The organism is Bacillus sp. ZY-1-1, from assembly GCF_003047165.1.
Lineage (GTDB): Bacteria > Bacillota > Bacilli > Bacillales > Bacillaceae > Bacillus > Bacillus velezensis.
Genome location: NZ_CP027061.1, coordinates 3,433,424 through 3,450,525, shown reverse-complemented (window position 1 = coordinate 3,450,525; position 17,102 = coordinate 3,433,424). Strand labels below are relative to the sequence as shown.

General features: G+C 43.5%; 20 protein-coding genes and 2 pseudogenes. 12 read left to right on the top strand and 10 right to left on the bottom strand.

Annotated features, from left to right (window positions below; translation table 11 throughout):
- Positions 1–28: 28 nt before the first annotated feature.
- The 4 genes and pseudogenes from C5I45_RS17325 to C5I45_RS20130 all read left to right on the top strand — a co-directional run bounded on the left by C5I45_RS17325 (position 29) and on the right by C5I45_RS20130 (position 2,846).
- The gene (locus C5I45_RS17325) at positions 29–1,162 is read left to right on the top strand and encodes a hypothetical protein (RefSeq protein WP_025853743.1); all 1,134 of its coding nucleotides are present in this window, start codon (positions 29–31) and stop codon (positions 1,160–1,162) included.
- A 75-nt stretch (positions 1,163–1,237) separates the two neighbouring features.
- Positions 1,238–1,441 carry a DUF2651 family protein gene (locus C5I45_RS17320; protein WP_228767510.1) on the top strand — a complete coding sequence of 68 codons (204 nt, stop codon included), beginning with the start codon at positions 1,238–1,240 and terminating at the stop codon, positions 1,439–1,441.
- Positions 1,442–1,577: 136 nt separating this feature from the next.
- A pseudogene (locus tag C5I45_RS17315) lies at positions 1,578–2,712 on the top strand (response regulator aspartate phosphatase).
- Positions 2,712–2,846, top strand: coding sequence for a hypothetical protein (locus C5I45_RS20130; RefSeq protein ID WP_254922222.1), 135 nt, complete (start codon positions 2,712–2,714; stop codon positions 2,844–2,846). Before C5I45_RS17315 ends, C5I45_RS20130 begins: the two are co-directional and overlap by 1 nt.
- 359 nt (positions 2,847–3,205) lie before the next feature.
- On the opposite strand, the gene C5I45_RS20000 is transcribed toward C5I45_RS20130, so the two are convergent.
- The 5 genes from C5I45_RS20000 to C5I45_RS17285 all read right to left on the bottom strand — a co-directional run bounded on the left by C5I45_RS20000 (position 3,206) and on the right by C5I45_RS17285 (position 6,922).
- A complete protein-coding gene (locus tag C5I45_RS20000) occupies positions 3,206–3,436 on the bottom strand; it encodes a hypothetical protein (protein ID WP_025853742.1) in 231 nt (76 codons plus the stop codon).
- A gap of 384 nt (positions 3,437–3,820) precedes the next feature.
- A complete protein-coding gene (locus C5I45_RS17300; protein WP_025853740.1) occupies positions 3,821–4,378 on the bottom strand; it encodes a hypothetical protein in 558 nt (185 codons plus the stop codon).
- Positions 4,379–4,474: 96 nt separating this feature from the next.
- A complete protein-coding gene (locus C5I45_RS19820) occupies positions 4,475–5,182 on the bottom strand; it encodes a hypothetical protein (RefSeq protein WP_224979436.1) in 708 nt (235 codons plus the stop codon).
- A gap of 89 nt (positions 5,183–5,271) precedes the next feature.
- Positions 5,272–5,538 carry a hypothetical protein gene (locus tag C5I45_RS17290; protein WP_003156241.1) on the bottom strand — a complete coding sequence of 89 codons (267 nt, stop codon included), beginning with the start codon at positions 5,536–5,538 and terminating at the stop codon, positions 5,272–5,274.
- Positions 5,539–5,644: 106 nt separating this feature from the next.
- Positions 5,645–6,922, bottom strand: coding sequence for an Nramp family divalent metal transporter (locus tag C5I45_RS17285; RefSeq protein ID WP_088005335.1), 1,278 nt, complete (start codon positions 6,920–6,922; stop codon positions 5,645–5,647).
- A gap of 655 nt (positions 6,923–7,577) precedes the next feature.
- Here C5I45_RS17285 and C5I45_RS17275 point away from each other — a divergent pair.
- Complete coding sequence (locus C5I45_RS17275; protein ID WP_007410203.1) at positions 7,578–7,931, top strand: hypothetical protein; 354 nt, start codon at positions 7,578–7,580, stop codon at positions 7,929–7,931.
- 57 nt (positions 7,932–7,988) lie between these two features.
- Here the strand turns inward: C5I45_RS17275 and C5I45_RS17270 are convergent.
- From C5I45_RS17270 to C5I45_RS17260, 3 genes and pseudogenes are all read right to left on the bottom strand, one after another.
- Positions 7,989–8,204, bottom strand: a pseudogene (locus tag C5I45_RS17270) (DUF2188 domain-containing protein); the annotation flags it as partial.
- A gap of 57 nt (positions 8,205–8,261) precedes the next feature.
- Positions 8,262–8,669: a DUF5360 family protein gene (locus C5I45_RS17265; RefSeq protein WP_025853738.1), complete on the bottom strand. Its 408-nt coding sequence runs from the start codon at positions 8,667–8,669 to the stop codon at positions 8,262–8,264.
- Complete coding sequence (locus C5I45_RS17260) at positions 8,666–9,031, bottom strand: DMT family transporter (RefSeq protein WP_015388683.1); 366 nt, start codon at positions 9,029–9,031, stop codon at positions 8,666–8,668. Before C5I45_RS17260 ends, C5I45_RS17265 begins: the two co-directional genes overlap by 4 nt.
- A gap of 166 nt (positions 9,032–9,197) precedes the next feature.
- Here C5I45_RS17260 and C5I45_RS17255 point away from each other — a divergent pair, with 166 nt between their 5' ends.
- The 4 genes from C5I45_RS17255 (at position 9,198) to C5I45_RS17240 (ending at position 11,305) form a co-directional block, all read left to right on the top strand.
- Positions 9,198–10,004: an EcsC family protein gene (locus C5I45_RS17255; protein ID WP_003156231.1), complete on the top strand. Its 807-nt coding sequence runs from the start codon at positions 9,198–9,200 to the stop codon at positions 10,002–10,004.
- A 100-nt stretch (positions 10,005–10,104) separates the two neighbouring features.
- Positions 10,105–10,476 (top strand): glucose starvation-inducible protein GsiB, encoded by a 372-nt coding sequence (gsiB, locus tag C5I45_RS17250; protein WP_003156229.1) that lies wholly within the window; start codon positions 10,105–10,107, stop codon positions 10,474–10,476.
- A gap of 134 nt (positions 10,477–10,610) precedes the next feature.
- A complete protein-coding gene (locus C5I45_RS17245; protein WP_025853737.1) occupies positions 10,611–10,952 on the top strand; it encodes a cupin domain-containing protein in 342 nt (113 codons plus the stop codon).
- On the top strand, positions 10,946–11,305 hold the full coding sequence (locus tag C5I45_RS17240; RefSeq protein WP_025853736.1) for a DUF4937 domain-containing protein: 360 nt from the start codon (positions 10,946–10,948) through the stop codon (positions 11,303–11,305). Before C5I45_RS17245 ends, C5I45_RS17240 begins: the two co-directional genes overlap by 7 nt.
- A gap of 23 nt (positions 11,306–11,328) precedes the next feature.
- Here the strand turns inward: C5I45_RS17240 and C5I45_RS17235 are convergent, their stop codons facing one another.
- Entirely contained in the window at positions 11,329–12,150 is an 822-nt protein-coding gene (locus C5I45_RS17235) for a manganese catalase (RefSeq protein ID WP_003156225.1), read from the bottom strand.
- A gap of 83 nt (positions 12,151–12,233) precedes the next feature.
- Positions 12,234–13,286, bottom strand: coding sequence for a TRAP transporter substrate-binding protein (locus tag C5I45_RS17230; protein WP_003156223.1), 1,053 nt, complete (start codon positions 13,284–13,286; stop codon positions 12,234–12,236).
- Positions 13,287–13,366: 80 nt separating this feature from the next.
- Between C5I45_RS17230 and C5I45_RS17225 the strand changes: the two genes are divergently transcribed.
- The 3 genes from C5I45_RS17225 to dctP all read left to right on the top strand — a co-directional run bounded on the left by C5I45_RS17225 (position 13,367) and on the right by dctP (position 17,000).
- Positions 13,367–14,989, top strand: coding sequence for a two-component system sensor histidine kinase DctS (locus C5I45_RS17225; protein ID WP_014304391.1), 1,623 nt, complete (start codon positions 13,367–13,369; stop codon positions 14,987–14,989).
- On the top strand, positions 14,964–15,635 hold the full coding sequence (locus C5I45_RS17220) for a two-component system response regulator DctR (RefSeq protein ID WP_003156219.1): 672 nt from the start codon (positions 14,964–14,966) through the stop codon (positions 15,633–15,635). The genes C5I45_RS17225 and C5I45_RS17220 overlap by 26 nt, the downstream gene beginning before the upstream one ends.
- 108 nt (positions 15,636–15,743) lie before the next feature.
- The gene (gene dctP / locus C5I45_RS17215) at positions 15,744–17,000 is read left to right on the top strand and encodes a C4-dicarboxylate transporter DctP (protein ID WP_012116859.1); all 1,257 of its coding nucleotides are present in this window, start codon (positions 15,744–15,746) and stop codon (positions 16,998–17,000) included.
- The last annotated feature ends 102 nt before the right edge of the window (positions 17,001–17,102 follow it).

The following is a 17,102-nucleotide window of genomic DNA, read 5'->3' as shown; positions in this document are numbered from 1 at the left end:
TGTTTTGTCATTTCAAAGGGAGGAAAATATGAATAGACTTAAGACCCTGTTTATTTTCATTTGCATACTGATAGTCACAACCTCTTGCGGTCTCATCCAAACTGGGAATGAAAAAGAGGAAAGAAGCAGCAATAAAAAGACTGTATTAAAGGATATTGACAATGCAAAATTTATTGTTGGTTTTTCTAACACTTTAGATAGGGGAAGTGAGATTGGGGTTTACGGTGAAGATGGTGCTAAAATGGATAGCTTGGAATTGAAAGATGGTATAAATTTCACGATGTCTTCATATAACAAAAACGATACGTTCTTCTCATCAAATAGAAGCAATAATCACTTGATGATAGACAATAAAACCGGAAAAATAAACAAAATAAATGAAAAGAGTTTGTCAAAAACAACTGAGGATGAAGGTGCTTTCTTTATAAATAGTTCTGACGGTTATATCATCCATGACATTAACGTTGGATATACAGACAAAGGGCTGGAAAGTGAACTGGTATATTGGAAGGGAAACAGCCGAAAAAACAAGAAACAAATAAAGCTTGACGGAGAACTTGGATCAGCAATCGTCGCTAAAAATAAAATTTATGTCATTTCAAGTGATGAAGAAAGTATGTCCATCCTTTCAATTAACCCAGAGAGAAATAAGCAAGAGAACAAGGCATCCATACCGAATAAAGGGATATACTTCATGGATGAAAAGGATGCATTCCAAGCTCTAGATGAAAATACATTTGTACTGGCAGTTAATGATAACGTGAATGAGAAAGAGAATTCTAAGCTCATATTAATAGACAGAGAGACTCTTAAGGTAAAAAAAGAAGTCGAGATGGAGAAAGGGTTTCATCCTGCAAAATTGAAAATATTAAAAGATAGCATCTTAGCTGTTTCTTTTGAGGGGAAGCTGCAGGTGTTTGATAAAAAAATGGTTAAGAAAAAATCTTTTGATTTTTATGCTGGGGATGATAACAAATTAATGAATGATGTTCAATTCAATGACAGAGAGATGTATGTTTTACTCAAAAACTTTGATATCCAGCGTGATAACAAGCTTGGAGATATCACGTCTTATGATTTGAAATCAGGCAAAAAGGTAAAAACAATCCCGCTAAAAGCAAAAAAAGAGTGGGAAATTGCCCGGTTCGAAATTTTAAAATAAGTAGGAGGTGTTTATATTAGCCCGTTTTTGAGCCCTGCATATATCATACTCATTATTCTTCCGGCAGCTTCTTTTATGCTGGGGATAATAGGGTATTTCATCTTTAAAAAAGTATGGACTATGGTTGTCGTCGTATTGATCCTGTCATTGATATTTATGTTTGTTGTGATAGGGGCAGAGCCAACATTTTTAATTTGGGTGTTTATCATGACGGGAGCCTGCCTTATCTCCGGTTCAATCACTAAGACTATAATGAATTTTACAAAGCGAAAATATTAAATGGTATAATCAAGAGTGTACATCAAAACCATAATCCCAAAAATCCCGCGACGAAAATTGCGGGATTTTTTCGTTTGTGTTTATTGTAGGAAAAGTTATAATATTACAAAAATAGTGATTAGAGGGAGGGATAAGTGTGGACCAAGTTTTACCGTCGTCCCAAGTTGGTGTCAAGATCAATGAATGGTACAAAATGATTCGCCAGTTCAGTGTGCCTGATGCTGAGATTTTAAAGGCTGAAGTAGAACAGGAAATAGAGGAGATGGAAGAGGATCAGGATTTGCTTGTCTTTTATTCATTGATGTGCGTGCTTTCGTCACCAATTGATGTTAGATTCCTTGGAGCCGGAAGACAGATATAGAGATCGCCCTACAGTCGACGAACTGCTTGAAAAAATAGAAAAACCACAAAAAAGACTTACAGGCCTCTTGAAATATTACTCATTGTTTTTTCGTGGAATGTATGAATTTGATCATAAAGAGTATGTTGAAGCGATAAGCTATTATCGCAAAGCAGAGAGAGAGTTGAATGCTGTATCAGATGAAATGGAGCAAGCTGAATTTCATTACAAAATAGCTGATGCCTATTATCAAATTGATCAGCACTTTGTTTCCCTCAATCATTTAAAAAAAGCCAAGCAATTGTTTGAAAAAAGTCAACTATACAAAGTGAAAGTGATTGGCTGTAATATGATGGTCGGTGCTAACATGTACGATATGTACAGGCTGACGGAGGCAGAATCATATTATCGGGAAGCATTAAGTATCGCCCGTGGCTTGGATGAGGAAAAAGTGAAAAGAATTATCGGAGTGATCTTTCATAACTTAGGCTTAGTTTATTTAAGAGGGAAAAATTTGATTGCTGCTGAAGAGAATTTCAAAAAGGCAATAGACGTGAAAGAACATATTGATACAGTGTATGGAGTGAGATCATTATATATGATGGCGAATGTCCTGTACCAATGTGATAAAGCCAAGGAAGCACGTTTCTTTTATGAAACGGCTTTAAATCGTGCTCGGACTTCTAATGAAGAGGAATATTTGGCTAAATTAAAAATCATTAATTCATTGTACGAAGAATATAATGAAACAGAAGTGAAACAAAGCTTAGGTTACTTGGAAGAGAAACGCCTTTGGTCTGATTTCGCAGAGCTAACCGAAAAATTAGGTGACTTTCATTTTGAGAAGAGAAACTATGCAGAGGGAAGAAACTTTTTAAAGAAAACCATACATGCCCAAACACAAATACTTAAGGTTACGGAGGCTATATAATGAAGAAACTTATAATCAGCTCCGCTTTAATCGGTATTCTTTTTACTGGATTATTAAGTGTGACAAATGTTTATACTGCTGAAATGAGTGACTCTGGAACTTTTTATATCGCTGAAAAAGCTATAAATATTTAAGTGTTCTCCAATTTTTGACCTCCACCTTTTAAGACTGGGGGATTTCTTTTTCTTATCCAGTAATCAACATACGCTGCCTCATAAGGTTCTTAACCGTTACTTGTATTGCGTTCACCTTTCCGTTTTGCTGTGAAGTGTTTTCTTGAACGATGCATGCATGAGAAAGACGCCGTCCATTTTTAAGCCTATCTTCAATCATTCAAGGACAAACAAAAGAGCTATCGAGAAGATCTCGACAGCTCCTTTGTTTGTTGAGCGGCTTGCTTGCATATAGTCGTCCTAAACGAAAACGATGATTGTGAAAATCGGCAGCTGGCGAGCGATGGCTGATTAAAAAACTTATGAAGGACCAGTGCAATTCATCTCAAGAACAGCCAGAGAGCGGTCACAACAGCGATCATAAAGTAATCTCCCTCATTCAGTGTAGTTCCATTTTTGACAAACACAAGTGCCGTCCGGTTTGTCTTTGTCCCTTTCGGGGTTTTAAGCGCAATGTTCTTCCCTATATTGTAATAAACAATTTTAAACAAATAATATGCCAGCGAACAGAATAAAAAGAGCAACATGAACTTGCCAATAAACAATATCATGTTTCATTACTCCCTTTTGCATGCAGTTTTTTCGTTTGAATATATGACGGAAAAGTCAGGATGTTATATAAAAGGAGAAGTATTTTACAGAGGCTGGTATTAAACATTAATGAACGGTTCGCCGCAACATCCCCAGATCCGGAATCATTTCAAACCGAAAGAGAAGCCCGAGGATTATTAAAAAACAGCCCCTAATGTGTCCGCTTATTTTTGAACATTTGATCCAAGATGAACATAAAGAGGGTGAATAAGAAGGACACCGTAATCATATCTATCAGAAATATATTAGAGGTTCTTTTTATTAATAGCAGCCATACCACCTGCAAAACTAAAGAAATAGAAAAATAGGATATATATGTCATGATTCTCATATTTGTTACCCCCTTAGCCTAATTTCTCTTTTGTGATCTTATCCAAATTAGTAAAAAGGATATCCAGGCCCGAAAATAAGAAAGTGATGAACAATGAAAGAAGAATTTCTCCACCTTGAAATATAGATATGTTCTCAATGATATGATTGGAAACGTATTGGATTGAGAAGTAAACAGCAGCCCATGCAAAAATGAATTCAAGTATATAGGCTGACCAAGCAGGTAATTTAAAAATATGAGTAATTCCTTTTACAATTGCCATAAGGATTAGCATATAAATTAAAGCTAAAATACTTACGACAACAGAAAATATGTATAAGTCTGAAAGTGAACCATAGATGATATACTCTCCGAAAAAATGATTTACAGTTATAGCTGCAAAATAAATAACTAGGCTAGGTACAGTTATAGCGAAGAACAGGGAGAATCCAATAAGTACGATGAATGCTGCATGAGCTAAGCGGTTGGGCGGTGTATCCACGATCTCTTTTTTTAATAGAAACATAAAAATAAGAGATGAAATCACAAGGCAGCATAAGAAAGTGAGCAAAACAGTAAAAAAGACAGTCATGTGACATCTCCAATGAAAAAGTGCTATTAGAGTGAATCTAACAGCACTTTGCATTTACTTCATACGTATTTTCCTGACGATCATTTATGAATGATTTTAAAAAGCTTTCATTGCTAAAGTTGTCAAATGAGCGAGGTTTTTAGCCTGGCTGTCAGAAAGTCCGGACTTTTTAAGTGAGAGATAAAGATTCTTTTCCACATCAGTCCAGCTTAAGGCGACATACTCGTTCAGCATTTTCTTTAAAACCGGTTCTATATGTTGATTGAAAACGGATTCGAGTTCATTTCTTATTTTCTTTCCCGCTAATTTTTCAACAAGATTGAATAATTTTGTTTTATTTTTCAGCACCTCTCTGATTGCATCTTTGACTGGTTTTGACACAGATGCATCGCTTTGTGCTTTAAGTCCGTAGGAAAATTGCGTATCAGTCTGATAAAAAAATGATTTTGTCGTTCCAGTGGCATTGGCAGTATTATGATGATTTTCTTTAGCTAAGGATGCGGGGACAAAAGCAGTAGTTACAAGGGCTAAAGATGCGGCAAACAGAATGCCTTTAGCTGCGTGTCTAATGGGAAATCCTCCTTTAGAAATGTAGTGTAGAGAGAAATGAAAGACTATGTATTTAGGCGGGACCTTTATGATCCGCTTTGAACATTTTTCCCTCTCAGATACCATTCTATCAATAGGTATTTTTTGGGTAAATAGGATTTTAATACGATATTTTTCTCGCAATTCAAAATCTTCTTTGGCAGGATTTATTTTAGCTGCAGTTTCGTGAAATAGAACATGGGCTGGAGCCTGCATGTATAGGCTGATTGAGGCGGAATCACATTTATCGGAGCGGTTTTTATAATGCAGGCTTAGGTAAAAAAATAAACAGGCGGCATGCCTGTTTATTTTCGTTTGCGTGAAAGAGCGAAGAAAAACGGGAAGGCGGAACCGGCCAAAAACGTACCGAATAAAAACATGCCTCCGATGAACACATGGTAGTTCACCCCGCCGATCCAAAGCCCCGTGATTAAGGAAACGATACTTAATGCGATCATCACAAAGCCGGGAATCAGACGTTTCTTACCCGTTGTCCGATAAGCAAAAAGAGAACAGAAGATGCCGATGACAATCGGCACAATCCACAGATAAAAAAGGATAAATACTGACATAAGCAAAACTCCGATTTTTCTTCTATCATACCAAAAACGCCCGGAAAAAGATACGAACGGCACCCGGCGTCAAAAGAAAAACCGGCCGCTGACGGCCGGTTTTTTTCTAACGGAATGAATCGTAAATCACAAACAGATTAAGCGCGATCACCAAAACCGCAATCAGCCAGGCGAGAGCCGTCACCCATTTTCGGTTCGTCAGGGCGCCCATCAGGCGTTTGTTGCTTGTAAACATAATCAGCGGCACGAGCGCAAAGGAGATGCCGAATGAAAGAACGACCTGGCTCCATACGAGCGCTTCTGTGGCGTTGACCCCCGAGATAATGATGATCATCGGCGGAATGATGGTAATGAAACGCCGCAAATAAAGCGGGATACGGTAACGGATGAAGCCCTGCATGATAATATCGCCTGACAATGTGCCGACAGAAGAGCTTGAAAGCCCTGCGGCCAGCAGCCCGATCCCGAAGAGAATGGCTGAAGCCGGTCCGATATAGTGGCCGAATTGCTGATAAGCCACGTCTAAATCTTCTACATACAGCCCGTTCTTGAAGAAAAGCGCGGCGGCGACGATGAGCATGCTTGCGTTAATCGCCCCGGCGATCACCATCGCGATGAGAATGTCAATCGTCTCGAATCTAAAAATCTTTTTCCGCTCACTATCCGTTTTTCCGACGACACGGCGCTGTGTCAGTGCGGAATGTAAATAAATGGCATGCGGCATCACGGTTGCGCCGAGTATCCCGGTTGCCAAGAGCACACTGTCCATTCCGTCAATTTTCGGGATAAACAGCCCTTCGAGAACGGAGGCGGCGTCAGGTTTGGCAAAGAAGGTCTGCAGAGCGAAGGCGATCACCACGACAAACAGAAGTCCGGCGATGCCCGCTTCCAGCGCCCGGTAACCCCGGCGCTGCAGCTCTAAAATCGCGAATGATCCGATCGCCGCGATAATGGCCGCTTCAACCATCGGTATGCCGAACAGCAGGTTGAGCCCGAGCGCCGCCCCGATAAATTCTGCCAGGTCAGTTGCCATAATCACCAGTTCACCCTGTATCCACAGCCCAGCGGATACCCATTTCGGATACCGGTCTCTGGCGATTTCCGGAAGGTTTTTACCCGTGGCAATGCCGAGCTTCGCGGAAAGAACTTGGATTAAAAAAGCCATCAAGTTTGAAAAGAGGATGACCCACAGCAGCATATACCCAAATTTCGAACCAGCTGAGATATTCGTAGCGAAGTTTCCCGGATCAATGTAGGCAATCGCCGCGATAAAGGCTGGGCCTAAGAAAGGCAGAAGCCGCTTGAATCCCTTGCTTTTGCCGTCAAGTGCATCCTGCACGGCTTTTGCTTGCAGTGATTGTGCTGAGATGTCTTTGCTCATTATGTCTCACCTAAATTCTGATAGATTTTTAGCTAAATAACAAAAAGTTTCCTAGATGCAAATTATTTTATCTACATCATAAATCCGCTATTATGAGATGTCAAGTTCTTTATGTTCAATAAACCGGCACATTGATGCCCTGTTTTATCTATGATATGTATCCCGCCGAAGAAAGGTCCGAAAATGAAAACGGCATCGTTCCGGGAAAGAAGCGATGCCGTTCGCAAAGCGTGTTTCCGCCTCCAATCATGCACGGATGCGTGGAGCGTTCTTTTAAAAAGGTGAAAAGAGGACACTTGCCTATATAACTTCACAACTTTCTGTCCGCCCAACTGATTTGAGAAAAAGACGCTGTATTTCCTCCGTTTTCCCGGGTAAATAGAATAATAATGTTTCTTTCCATTGGAAGATAAAACCTTTCTGTACCATTCAAATGACCTCCGGAAAAACTCCGGCCGCTCTGAATAAACGTTTGAATCAACGATATATCAGTGATTCCAGTCCAATAAACGGCTGTTATCTATCAAAAAAAGAATCGGCATGGTCACTTGCGAAGAAAAGAAGTTGGAGCATTAGACTTATTTCAGTCTCCCGGGCAAAAAAGTATAATAACGTCAGGAAAGCTTTCCGGCCATATGATAAAAGAGGGGGAATTTTCTTGGTACGTCGTTTGTCGATCATTTCTTTAGCCATGATTTTTGCTGTTTCTTTATTCGCTTTTGGCGGCTCTGCATCAGCAGCAGCTTTCAAACCTAAAGCTGAACCGGACGTTTCCATTTTAGCCAGCGGGGGCACAGTCGGTATTTACGGTGCTAATATGCGCTCATGCTCTAAGGTCAGCTGTTCAACGATCACAACATTCTCAAGCGGTAAAAAAATTACAGGTTCTTGGGTCACCGGAGAATATGTTCAAGGCCACTACACCAATTCTAATAAATGGCTGAAAGTCACGTATGCAGGAGCGACAGGCTACGTTTCAGTCACCACACTATCTTATTATTACGGTTTATAAGCAGAAAAACCTCGTTCTCTTGAGAGCGGGGTTTTTCTATATTCCGATTCAATTTCCGCGTTTCGTTTCATCCTCGTGTTTCATCAGCTGATCGATTTCTTCCTTAGAAGCGTTTTTTTTCCACTCTTTCGCCTGACTTGTCGCAATGGGAATAGCCCGTCCTTCTTCATAACCCTCATCTACCATCGCATTCGCGATTTCGATCGCTTTTTTCTTCACAGGTTCCTCGAGATTCTTCAATGATTGCGGATAATCCTTCATAGACCAAGGCATGTCTATCACTCCTTTATGAAAAGTGTTTCCCGCCTGAAGAAAAAGAAAACCGCCTCATCAAAAAGAATGACAGCTATTTTTACGAGAGACCAGCAATTTCCGAATAAAATATAAAGGATAAAGAAGCAAGTACAGATTGAATGCCCACCACATGAGATCAAAATCACCGATAAATACCCAAAAGGCAATCGCTTGCAGGCCTGAACAAAAGGTCAGCACAAGTGATATTAATGCGAAAGGGCGCCATAACGCATGTTTCCGTTTATAAAGAAACAAGCTGTACAGCCCGGTCAATGAAATGAAAATATCTAGGGGAAAGAATGACCAGTTCCAGGCCATTATCATGGCGTTATCATAATCTTTAAACGCCATGTTTTTTGGAATCCACTCAAAAAAAGTAACAATCCAATAAATGATAAATCCAATATCTGTAATGAGGAAGAGAACCTTTAACCCTTTCATCATCTGTTTCTGTCCGTATGAACGCTGATGCCGTTTGATGACGTTTCACTTTCGGAAATAAAGTTTAAGGAAACGACACCGATGATGATCAGAAGAACAGAGACAGCTTTTATAACAGAGAACTGTTCATGAAAGAAAAAAATTCCGATCGCGGAAATCAGTACGATCCCCATTCCCGACCAGACCGCATACGCGATGGAGACACTTATATATTTCAAAGTCAAAGTAAGAAAACAAAGGATGCCGATATAAAACAATAACAATAAAATACTTGGAACAAGTTTTGTAAATCCATTTGATAATTTCATGCTGACCGTACCCAATACTTCAAAAATGATCGCTAAACTTAAATAAATCCATTGCATACAGCATTCTCCTTCAATCGTATTATTCAAAATTATACAATATATAGAATTTGAAGAAAATTAATCAATGGAATGTTTTCCGGATAAAAAGTCCGGCCGGGTGTAAAAAGAAAACGCCATAAAGGTATACTATGTAGAAAGAAATCAGAAAGGACGTGCAGGACGGGTGACAGAAGAGCGGACAGACCTGGAAAGACAACTGAGAGACATTCAAAAATGGGAAAAGGCGCAGCAGAGGGCGATGTTCTGGCAAACATTCACCCGCTTGCCGTTTCAGCTTTTGGACAAGCTGACACCGCAATTTATTCAGAGGAAAATCGGACTCATTCTCGATGAAACGGGAACGTTTATTCAGTCAGGCGGACAGTACCTTACATCAGAAAAGCGCATCATGAAAAAGTTTCAAAAACGGCTGCCGCACGGTACATGTCAAACGCTTCACGACATCCGCAATGCGCCGCTTGCCGTCATGGACGAAATCGCAGAAGCCATAGCGCGTACAAGCGTAAAGGCCGCGACGGTGCAGGGAGCCGCAACGGGAGTCGGCGGCGTGTTTACGCTTGCGGCAGACATTCCGGCGATGCTCGGCCTGTCCTTAAAGACGCTGCAAGATATCGCGGTTGCTTACGGCTTTGATCCGAAAGACAAAAAAGAACGCGTGTTTATCGTCAAATTGCTTCAGCTTGCATCCAGTGACGTCATCGGAAAAAAAGCGATCCTGCAAGATTTACGGCAATATGATCAAAACGACCAAACCTATCAGCGCGTCGCCTCGCAAATCCAAGGCTGGCGGGAAGTCGTTTACAGCTACCGCGATACGTTCGCCGCGAAAAAACTGCTGCAAATGGTTCCGGCCGCAGGCATCATCTTCGGCGCGTCCGCCAACCGTTCAGCTTTAGAAAGCATCGCGGAAACAGGCATCATGCTTTATAAAAAACGCCGGATTCTAAAACGCATGAACGATACAGAATGATAAAAAACCACCCGAAAACACATTCAATGTGTTTTCTTTGTTTATCAGTTCTGAAATCGGGAAACCAACAACCAACACCAATTAAAGGAGGAATTCAAAAATGGCACAAGATAATAACAAAATGAGCAGAGAAGAAGCAGGTAAAAAAGGCGGAGAAGCTACAAGCAATAACCATGACAAAGAATTCTATCAGGAAATTGGTCAAAAAGGCGGAGAAGCCACAAGCAAAAATCACGACAAAGAATTCTATCAGGAAATCGGTGAAAAAGGCGGAGAAGCCACAAGCAAAAATCACGACAAAGAATTCTATCAGGAAATCGGTGAAAAAGGCGGAGAAGCCACAAGCAATAACCATGACAAGGAATTCTATCAGGAAATCGGCCAAAAAGGCGGAGAAGCTACAAGTAAAAATCATGACAAAGAGTTTTATAAAGAAATCGGCCAAAAAGGCGGAAATAGACGAAGCAGCTAATAAAAGCATAAAAGGCAGACAACCTGCAGATCAAAAGCGATCCGGCACATCAGCTGGATCGCTTTTGATTTTGGGAAAACCTTGATCTGAGCCGCAAAACCGATACAATAAAATGAAAAAGGGGTTTTTCACTCGTGTCTGACAAGCTGAATTTGCTCGCTATCGCCAATAAAGTCAAAGAAAAACACGACAATTTTTCAATCGCGGAGATCAATGACCACTGTGTGCGCCTCGCAGTGTTTACGGGAGAATATGACTGGCACCATCACCCTGACTCAGATGAATGGTTCATCGTTCTGGAAGGTGAGCTGCTGATCGATTTTAAGGACAAAGAAACCGCAGTGCTCAAAGCAAATGACAGCCTGCTCATCCCGAAAGGCACGATTCACCGCACCCGCTCTTACGTCAGAACCGTGAATCTCTGTGTCGAGCATACGCATGCGAAAACAGTCATCACAGAGGAACGGTCATGCTGATCAAAAAGATTGTATGTGAAACAGACGCTGCAAACGCTGAAGCATTTGCGCAAGCACAGTCAAGGTGGGGAGCATTATCATGTGTAAATGGCTTCGTCAGACAGGCAGGCGGCTGGCGGAAAAACGCAGACGGCCTGTTCATCGCAGAGAGCATCAGCGTTTGGGAGGACAGACAGGCCTATGATGATTTTATGGAGAACGAACATGACCGCATATACGAAGAAAACGAGCAGAAGGCTGCGATTCTTTCAATAGAAGTGATGCTGTACGAGGGGGATGAACCTGTCATTCACGAGCTGTTACATCACCCCGACATCCGGTACGAACCGGACTGGACAGTTGTGCGCACATAAAAAAAGCCCCTTTAGAGGCTTTTTTATTTTCGTCCGGGAAGCGTGTTGTGGACATACGGCGGGACGGGGTCCAGCTTAGCTATTTCGCCGTGCGCTTTCGGTTCCTTTTCGTATTCAAATGGTTCTCCGTCCGGCGCTGTTTCCTTCAGCCAATTTTGTTCAGCGCTTTCTGCTCCATCTGAGAAATGAATAAGCTTATGGGAGAATGACTGTTTTTCCAGCGCCTTCGGGAATGTGGAAGGAACGATCGGACCTTCCTGTTCTTCTAATTCTTTAATGGCCGCAAGCCATTGGTTTTGATGCATGGTATCGCGGGCCAATAAAAAGCTGAGCATATCTTTCACGCCTTTATCATCGGTCATTTCATACAGGCGTGCGACTTGAAGCCTTCCTTGTGATTCGGCGTTCAGATTGGCGCGGAAGTCTGCCAGAAGGTTTCCGCTTGCGACGATATAGCCTGCGCTCCACGGAACGCCCGTGCTGCTCTCCGGCATTGCGCCGAGTCCTGAGACAATGGCATGATGCGGGTTCATCCCGCCTAAAATGGACCCGATGACCGGATCATCAGCCGCTTTTTCCTGCTCTGCCAGCGGGGCGTCTTCTAACAGTCTCGCAATCATCGTCGCGATCATTTCGACATGGCCGATTTCTTCCGTCGCGGTATCCATCAGAAGATCCTTATATTTTTCATTGCCCCGTGTATTCCATCCTTGGAACAAATATTGCATGGCGACGGATATTTCCCCGTATTGTCCCCCTAAAATTTCCTGCATCTTTTTTGCGAACAGCGGGTCAGGACGATCCGGTTTAGCCGGATGCTGCAGTTTTTTCGTATGTGTAAACATGTCTCCATCTCCTTTTTTGCTCTGTCCCTATTTACTTCCCCGGCGGGAAAAGGGATGAAACGGAGATGGGCGTATTGGTCCTGCTAAGGCTCGCGGCGCAAGGATAACAAATCCTGCACAAGCCCGCGGCCGATCACCTGTTCATATTGTCCGTAAATCGGGTCGAGGCGTTTCATCCATGTGTTCTTTTCCGCTTTGCTCAGCACATGAATATGAATGGATGAATTCTTCTTTATCTCTTCAAGCTGGTCTTTATTCATTTTCTCAGCGGAGGCTTCGTTCCATTCCGTCGTTTCTCTCATCGCCTCCGTTAAGATGGTTCTCGTTTTTTCTGTCTGTGAATTCCAGAAATGCTCGTCGGTCATCACGGCATAACCGAGGTACCCGTGATTGCTGATTGTCAAATAATCTTGAACATTATAAAATTTTTTAGAATAGATATTTGAAATCGTATTTTCCTCTCCGTCTACGAGATTGCTTTCCAAGAGCTGAAACGTGGAATTAAAGGAATCCTGCCGCGGGTGCGCGCCGAGCAGGCGGTACTGGTCTTCGATCACGCTGCTCGGCATGATCCTGAGCGCCTGTCCTTTCAAATCGTCCGGAGAGAAGATCGGCCCTTTATTTGACGTGAGCTGCTTAAACCCGTTCGTCCAGTACGCCAGTCCTTTCAAATGATGCTTTTCTAAAGAAGCGAACAGGCGCGTGCCGATTTTGCCGTTGAGGCCTTCTTGCACGGCTTTATAGTTTGTAAACGCGTACGGCAGATCCAAAACACCCCATTCGGGAGACAGTGATCCGAGCTTTGAGGTGGAGGGGGCGATGAATTGCACGTCCCCGTTTTGGAGGGCGTTTATTTCTTCATTATCTGAATAGAGGCTCCCGTTTGGAAATACCTCTACTTTAATGGTGCCGCCGGACTTTTGATAGACCAGGTCGGCAAATTTATTCGCCGCCCGCCCTTTAGGCGTGTTTTCAGCCACGACATGGCTGAATTTGAAAACCATTTGATCTTTCAGGCCTTCCTGTTCGTCATCATAATACGGTTCTTCCGTTGAGAAACGATCATGAAAGCCGATGAATAAAGCGGTTCCGATACCGAGCACCATCAGGCTGAGACAAGTCAGCAAGCTTTTCATCGAAAACCCCCTCCGCCATTTTCTATAACAAGCATAATCGGGCGGGCCGTTTTCGTAAAGAGACGGAAAGGAAGAGGCCAATGACGAAAAAAAAGCTTACCATCCGCTGGAAAATCACCATACTTTCTTATATCGTCGTGCTTTTTACCTTTTTGATCGTCGGCATCGTGCTGGTCGGCAATATCCAGCATACAGAGGAGCGCGAGCTGAAAAAACGGCTGATGAATACCGCGCGGACGGTATCTGAGATGACCGATGTCAAACGCGCCCTGGAGCAGAAAAAACAAAGGGAAGACGTGCGCCATGCGGTCGAAGAAATAAGGATCATCAATGAAGCGGACTACATCGTCGTCATGGATATGGATCATATCCGCTATTCACATCCCGTCAGCACAATGATCGGAAAGCGTTCAAGGGGTGAGGACGAAGCCGCGGCGTTCGCCGAGCACATTTATTTTTCCGAAGCAAAGGGAGAGATCGGCACCGCCGTCCGCGCTTTTTATCCCATCAAAGACCGGGATTTGAATCAGATCGGCGTCGTCCTTGCCGGTAAAACGCTGCCCGGATTCGGTGAAATTCTTCTTCAGCTGAAACATGAAATACTGTTTATCGTTCTGCTGGCGCTCGGGTTCGGACTGGCCGGCTCCTTTTTGCTGGCCCGCCACATCAAAAAACAAATGTTTTGGCTCGAGCCCCATGAGATCGTGAGAATGTATGAGGAACGGACCGCTACGTTTCATTCGATGAATGAGGGCGTCATTGCGATCGATAATCAGCATCACATCACCATTTTTAATGAAAAAGCGAAGCAGATATTCAATGTCAGACAAGAGACCGACGGCAGGCTGATCTGGGACGTGTTAAAAGATTCGCGGCTCCCTGAAATCGTCGAGCGGAACCGAGCCGTATATAATGAAGAAATCCAAGTCAGCGGAAAGGTGATCATGAGCAGCAGAATTCCGATCGTCATGAAAAAGAAGGTCATCGGAGCCGTCGCCATTTTTCAGGACAGGACGGAAGCGGCGAAAATGGCGGAAGAACTGACAGGTGTGAAAAATTTTGTCGATGCGCTCAGAGTCCAAAATCATGAACATATGAACAAGCTTCACACCATAGCGGGGCTGATTCAGCTCGGAAAATCAGAAAAAGCGCTCCGGCTTGCTTTTAAGGAATCATCAGAACAAGAAAGCGTCACTGATTTTCTTCATCAGGCCATTCAGAATGACGCCGCGGCGGGGCTGCTGTTAAGCAAAATCAAAAGAGGAAAAGAGCTTGGCATTTCTGTGAAAATTGATGAAAACAGCAGTTTCTCGGCATTTCCGGAGCATGTCGACCAGCATGACATCGTCGTCCTGCTCGGCAATTTAATTGAAAATGCGTTCGGCGCATTCGAAACAGCGGACACGGAGGACAAACATATTGACATCAGTATCGAGCAAAATGATGAAGTGCTTGCTATATTAATAGAAGACAACGGAAGCGGGATTTCCGATCAGCACATCCCGCGCCTTTATGACAAAGGGTTTACCGTCAATAAAACGGGAGGAACGGGATACGGCTTGTACCTCGTCAAACAAATCGTCGACAAAGGGATGGGCGTTATTGAAGTCGACACACGGCAGGGACAGGGAACGGCATTTTCTATATTATTTCCGATGAAGGGGGAGAAATCATTCGATGGACATCAAGGTGCTGCTTATTGAAGATGACCCGATGGTGCAGGAGGTGAATAAAGAATTTATTACCGGTGTTTCAGGGTTCAGCGTCATCGCCACGGCCGCTGACGGAGACGAGGGAATCAGGCTTATAAAAGATCTGCGGCCCGGGCTCGTGGTATTAGACGTATACATGCCGAAAAAAGACGGAATTAAAACGCTCCAGGAAATCAGAAAACAAAAACTCGAAGTGGACGTCATCATCGTCTCGGCCGCAAAAGACAAAGAAACAATCCAGCTTATGCTGCAAAACGGTGCGGCCGACTATATTTTGAAGCCGTTTAAGCTGGAGCGGATGAGGCAGGCGCTCGAAAACTATAAACAATATAAACGGAAAATTGAAGAGCATGACACGATGTCGCAAGAGCAGCTTGACATGCTGCTGAAAATTCCGCAAAATCCGTCCCGGGATCTGCCGAAGGGGTTAAATCATTTTACGATGAATGAAATTTTGACCTATATGAAACAGCAGACGGAGCCGCTTTCAGCTGAAGAAGCCGCCAAAGCGCTCGGAATCGCAAGGGTGACGGCGCGGCGTTATCTTGATTTTCTTGAGAAGGACGGCCAGATTAAGCTCGACATTCAATACGGGGGAGTGGGACGGCCGGTTAACCGCTACAAATTCGTCCGCTAGCCGAGACCAAAAAGACCAAAATGTCCGTTATGATCATAAGCTTCCCCTCTTCGTATGAAAACGCTATCATTTTTGTATAGACGCAGCGAGAGGCAAGGGGGAGTAGGAATGAAAATTTTCAAAAATCTTACGGTGCAGGTCATCACGGCGGTGATCATCGGCGTCATTGTCGGACTCGTTTGGCCTGAGGCCGGGAAGCAGATGAAGCCGCTCGGCGATACATTTATCAATGCGGTAAAAATGATTATCGCACCGATCATATTCCTGACGATCGTGCTTGGCATCGCCAAGATGGGAGACATGAAAAAAGTCGGCAAAGTCGGGGGAAAAGCATTTATTTATTTTGAAGTCGTGACCACCATCGCCCTTATTATCGGGCTTCTGGTCGTCAATATCATGAAACCCGGTGAGGGCCTTGATTACAGCAAGCTTGAAAAAGGGGATGTCTCTCAGTACACCCAAAACGGGGGACAGGGGATTGACTGGATTGAATTTATCACTCACATCGTTCCGTCAAATATGGTTGACGCTTTCGCAAAAGGCGACATTCTTCAGGTCTTATTCTTTTCTGTTTTATTCGGTGTCGGCCTGGCGGCGCTCGGTGAAAGAGGCAAAAGCATTATTGATTTCTTTGATAAACTGTCGCACGTTTTTTTCAAAATCATCGGCTACATCATGCGCGCGGCGCCGATCGGCGCATTCGGGGCCATGGCCTATACGATCGGGCACTTCGGCCTTGATTCCATCAAGCCGCTGGCGAGTCTGATGCTGTCTGTATACGTTACGATGTTCCTGTTTGTATTTGTCGCTTTGAATATCATTTGCAAACTATTCGGTTTCAGCTTGTGGAACTATCTCCGTTTTATTAAAGATGAACTGCTCATCGTTCTCGGCACAAGCTCTTCTGAGTCCGTCCTTCCGCGGATGATGGATAAAATGGAGCGTTACGGCTGTTCCAAATCGGTTGTCGGCCTTGTCATTCCGACGGGATATTCTTTTAACCTGGACGGCACCTCGATCTATCTGTCCATGGCGACGGTTTTTCTGGCGCAGGTGTTCGGCGTTGATCTTACCATCGGCCAGCAGGTTACGATCATTCTCGTGCTGATGCTGACATCAAAAGGCGCGGCGGGTGTAACCGGAAGCGGATTTATCGTGCTCGCCTCCACTTTATCGGCGCTTCAGGTTATTCCGCTGGAGGGACTGGCGCTGCTCCTCGGCGTTGACCGCTTTATGAGTGAAGGAAGGGCGATCGTCAACCTGATCGGAAACGGAATCGCCACCATCATCGTAGCCAAGAGCGAAAATGAGTTTGACGAAGCGAAAAGCACACAGGCTGTAAAAGAAATGAAAACGGCGGTATAAAAGGAAAGGAACGGCATGCATCCGGCATGCCGTTCTTTTTTTCGGCCGCCATGAGTAAAAAAGATAAATTTGTTTAAATTTATTAGGAGGTGGACAAAGACC

Excerpts from the sequence above, each read along its gene's own strand:
- C5I45_RS19820 (WP_224979436.1), bottom strand. The coding sequence starts at position 5,182 with ATGCAGGCTCCAGCCCATGTTCTATTTCACGAAACTGCAGCTAAAATA.
- C5I45_RS17320 (WP_228767510.1), top strand. The coding sequence starts at position 1,238 with ATGCTGGGGATAATAGGGTATTTCATCTTTAAAAAAGTATGGACTATG.
- C5I45_RS17300 (WP_025853740.1), bottom strand. The coding sequence starts at position 4,378 with ATGACTGTCTTTTTTACTGTTTTGCTCACTTTCTTATGCTGCCTTGTG.
- C5I45_RS20000 (WP_025853742.1), bottom strand. The coding sequence starts at position 3,436 with ATGATATTGTTTATTGGCAAGTTCATGTTGCTCTTTTTATTCTGTTCG.
- C5I45_RS17225 (WP_014304391.1), top strand. The coding sequence starts at position 13,367 with ATGACGAAAAAAAAGCTTACCATCCGCTGGAAAATCACCATACTTTCT.
- C5I45_RS17240 (WP_025853736.1), top strand. The coding sequence starts at position 10,946 with ATGCTGATCAAAAAGATTGTATGTGAAACAGACGCTGCAAACGCTGAA.
- gsiB (WP_003156229.1), top strand. The coding sequence starts at position 10,105 with ATGGCACAAGATAATAACAAAATGAGCAGAGAAGAAGCAGGTAAAAAA.
- C5I45_RS20130 (WP_254922222.1), top strand. The coding sequence starts at position 2,712 with ATGAAGAAACTTATAATCAGCTCCGCTTTAATCGGTATTCTTTTTACT.
- C5I45_RS17260 (WP_015388683.1), bottom strand. The coding sequence starts at position 9,031 with ATGCAATGGATTTATTTAAGTTTAGCGATCATTTTTGAAGTATTGGGT.
- C5I45_RS17230 (WP_003156223.1), bottom strand. The coding sequence starts at position 13,286 with ATGAAAAGCTTGCTGACTTGTCTCAGCCTGATGGTGCTCGGTATCGGA.
- C5I45_RS17220 (WP_003156219.1), top strand. The coding sequence starts at position 14,964 with ATGGACATCAAGGTGCTGCTTATTGAAGATGACCCGATGGTGCAGGAG.
- C5I45_RS17265 (WP_025853738.1), bottom strand. The coding sequence starts at position 8,669 with ATGATGAAAGGGTTAAAGGTTCTCTTCCTCATTACAGATATTGGATTT.
- C5I45_RS17235 (WP_003156225.1), bottom strand. The coding sequence starts at position 12,150 with ATGTTTACACATACGAAAAAACTGCAGCATCCGGCTAAACCGGATCGT.
- C5I45_RS17325 (WP_025853743.1), top strand. The coding sequence starts at position 29 with ATGAATAGACTTAAGACCCTGTTTATTTTCATTTGCATACTGATAGTC.
- C5I45_RS17290 (WP_003156241.1), bottom strand. The coding sequence starts at position 5,538 with ATGTCAGTATTTATCCTTTTTTATCTGTGGATTGTGCCGATTGTCATC.
- dctP (WP_012116859.1), top strand. The coding sequence starts at position 15,744 with ATGAAAATTTTCAAAAATCTTACGGTGCAGGTCATCACGGCGGTGATC.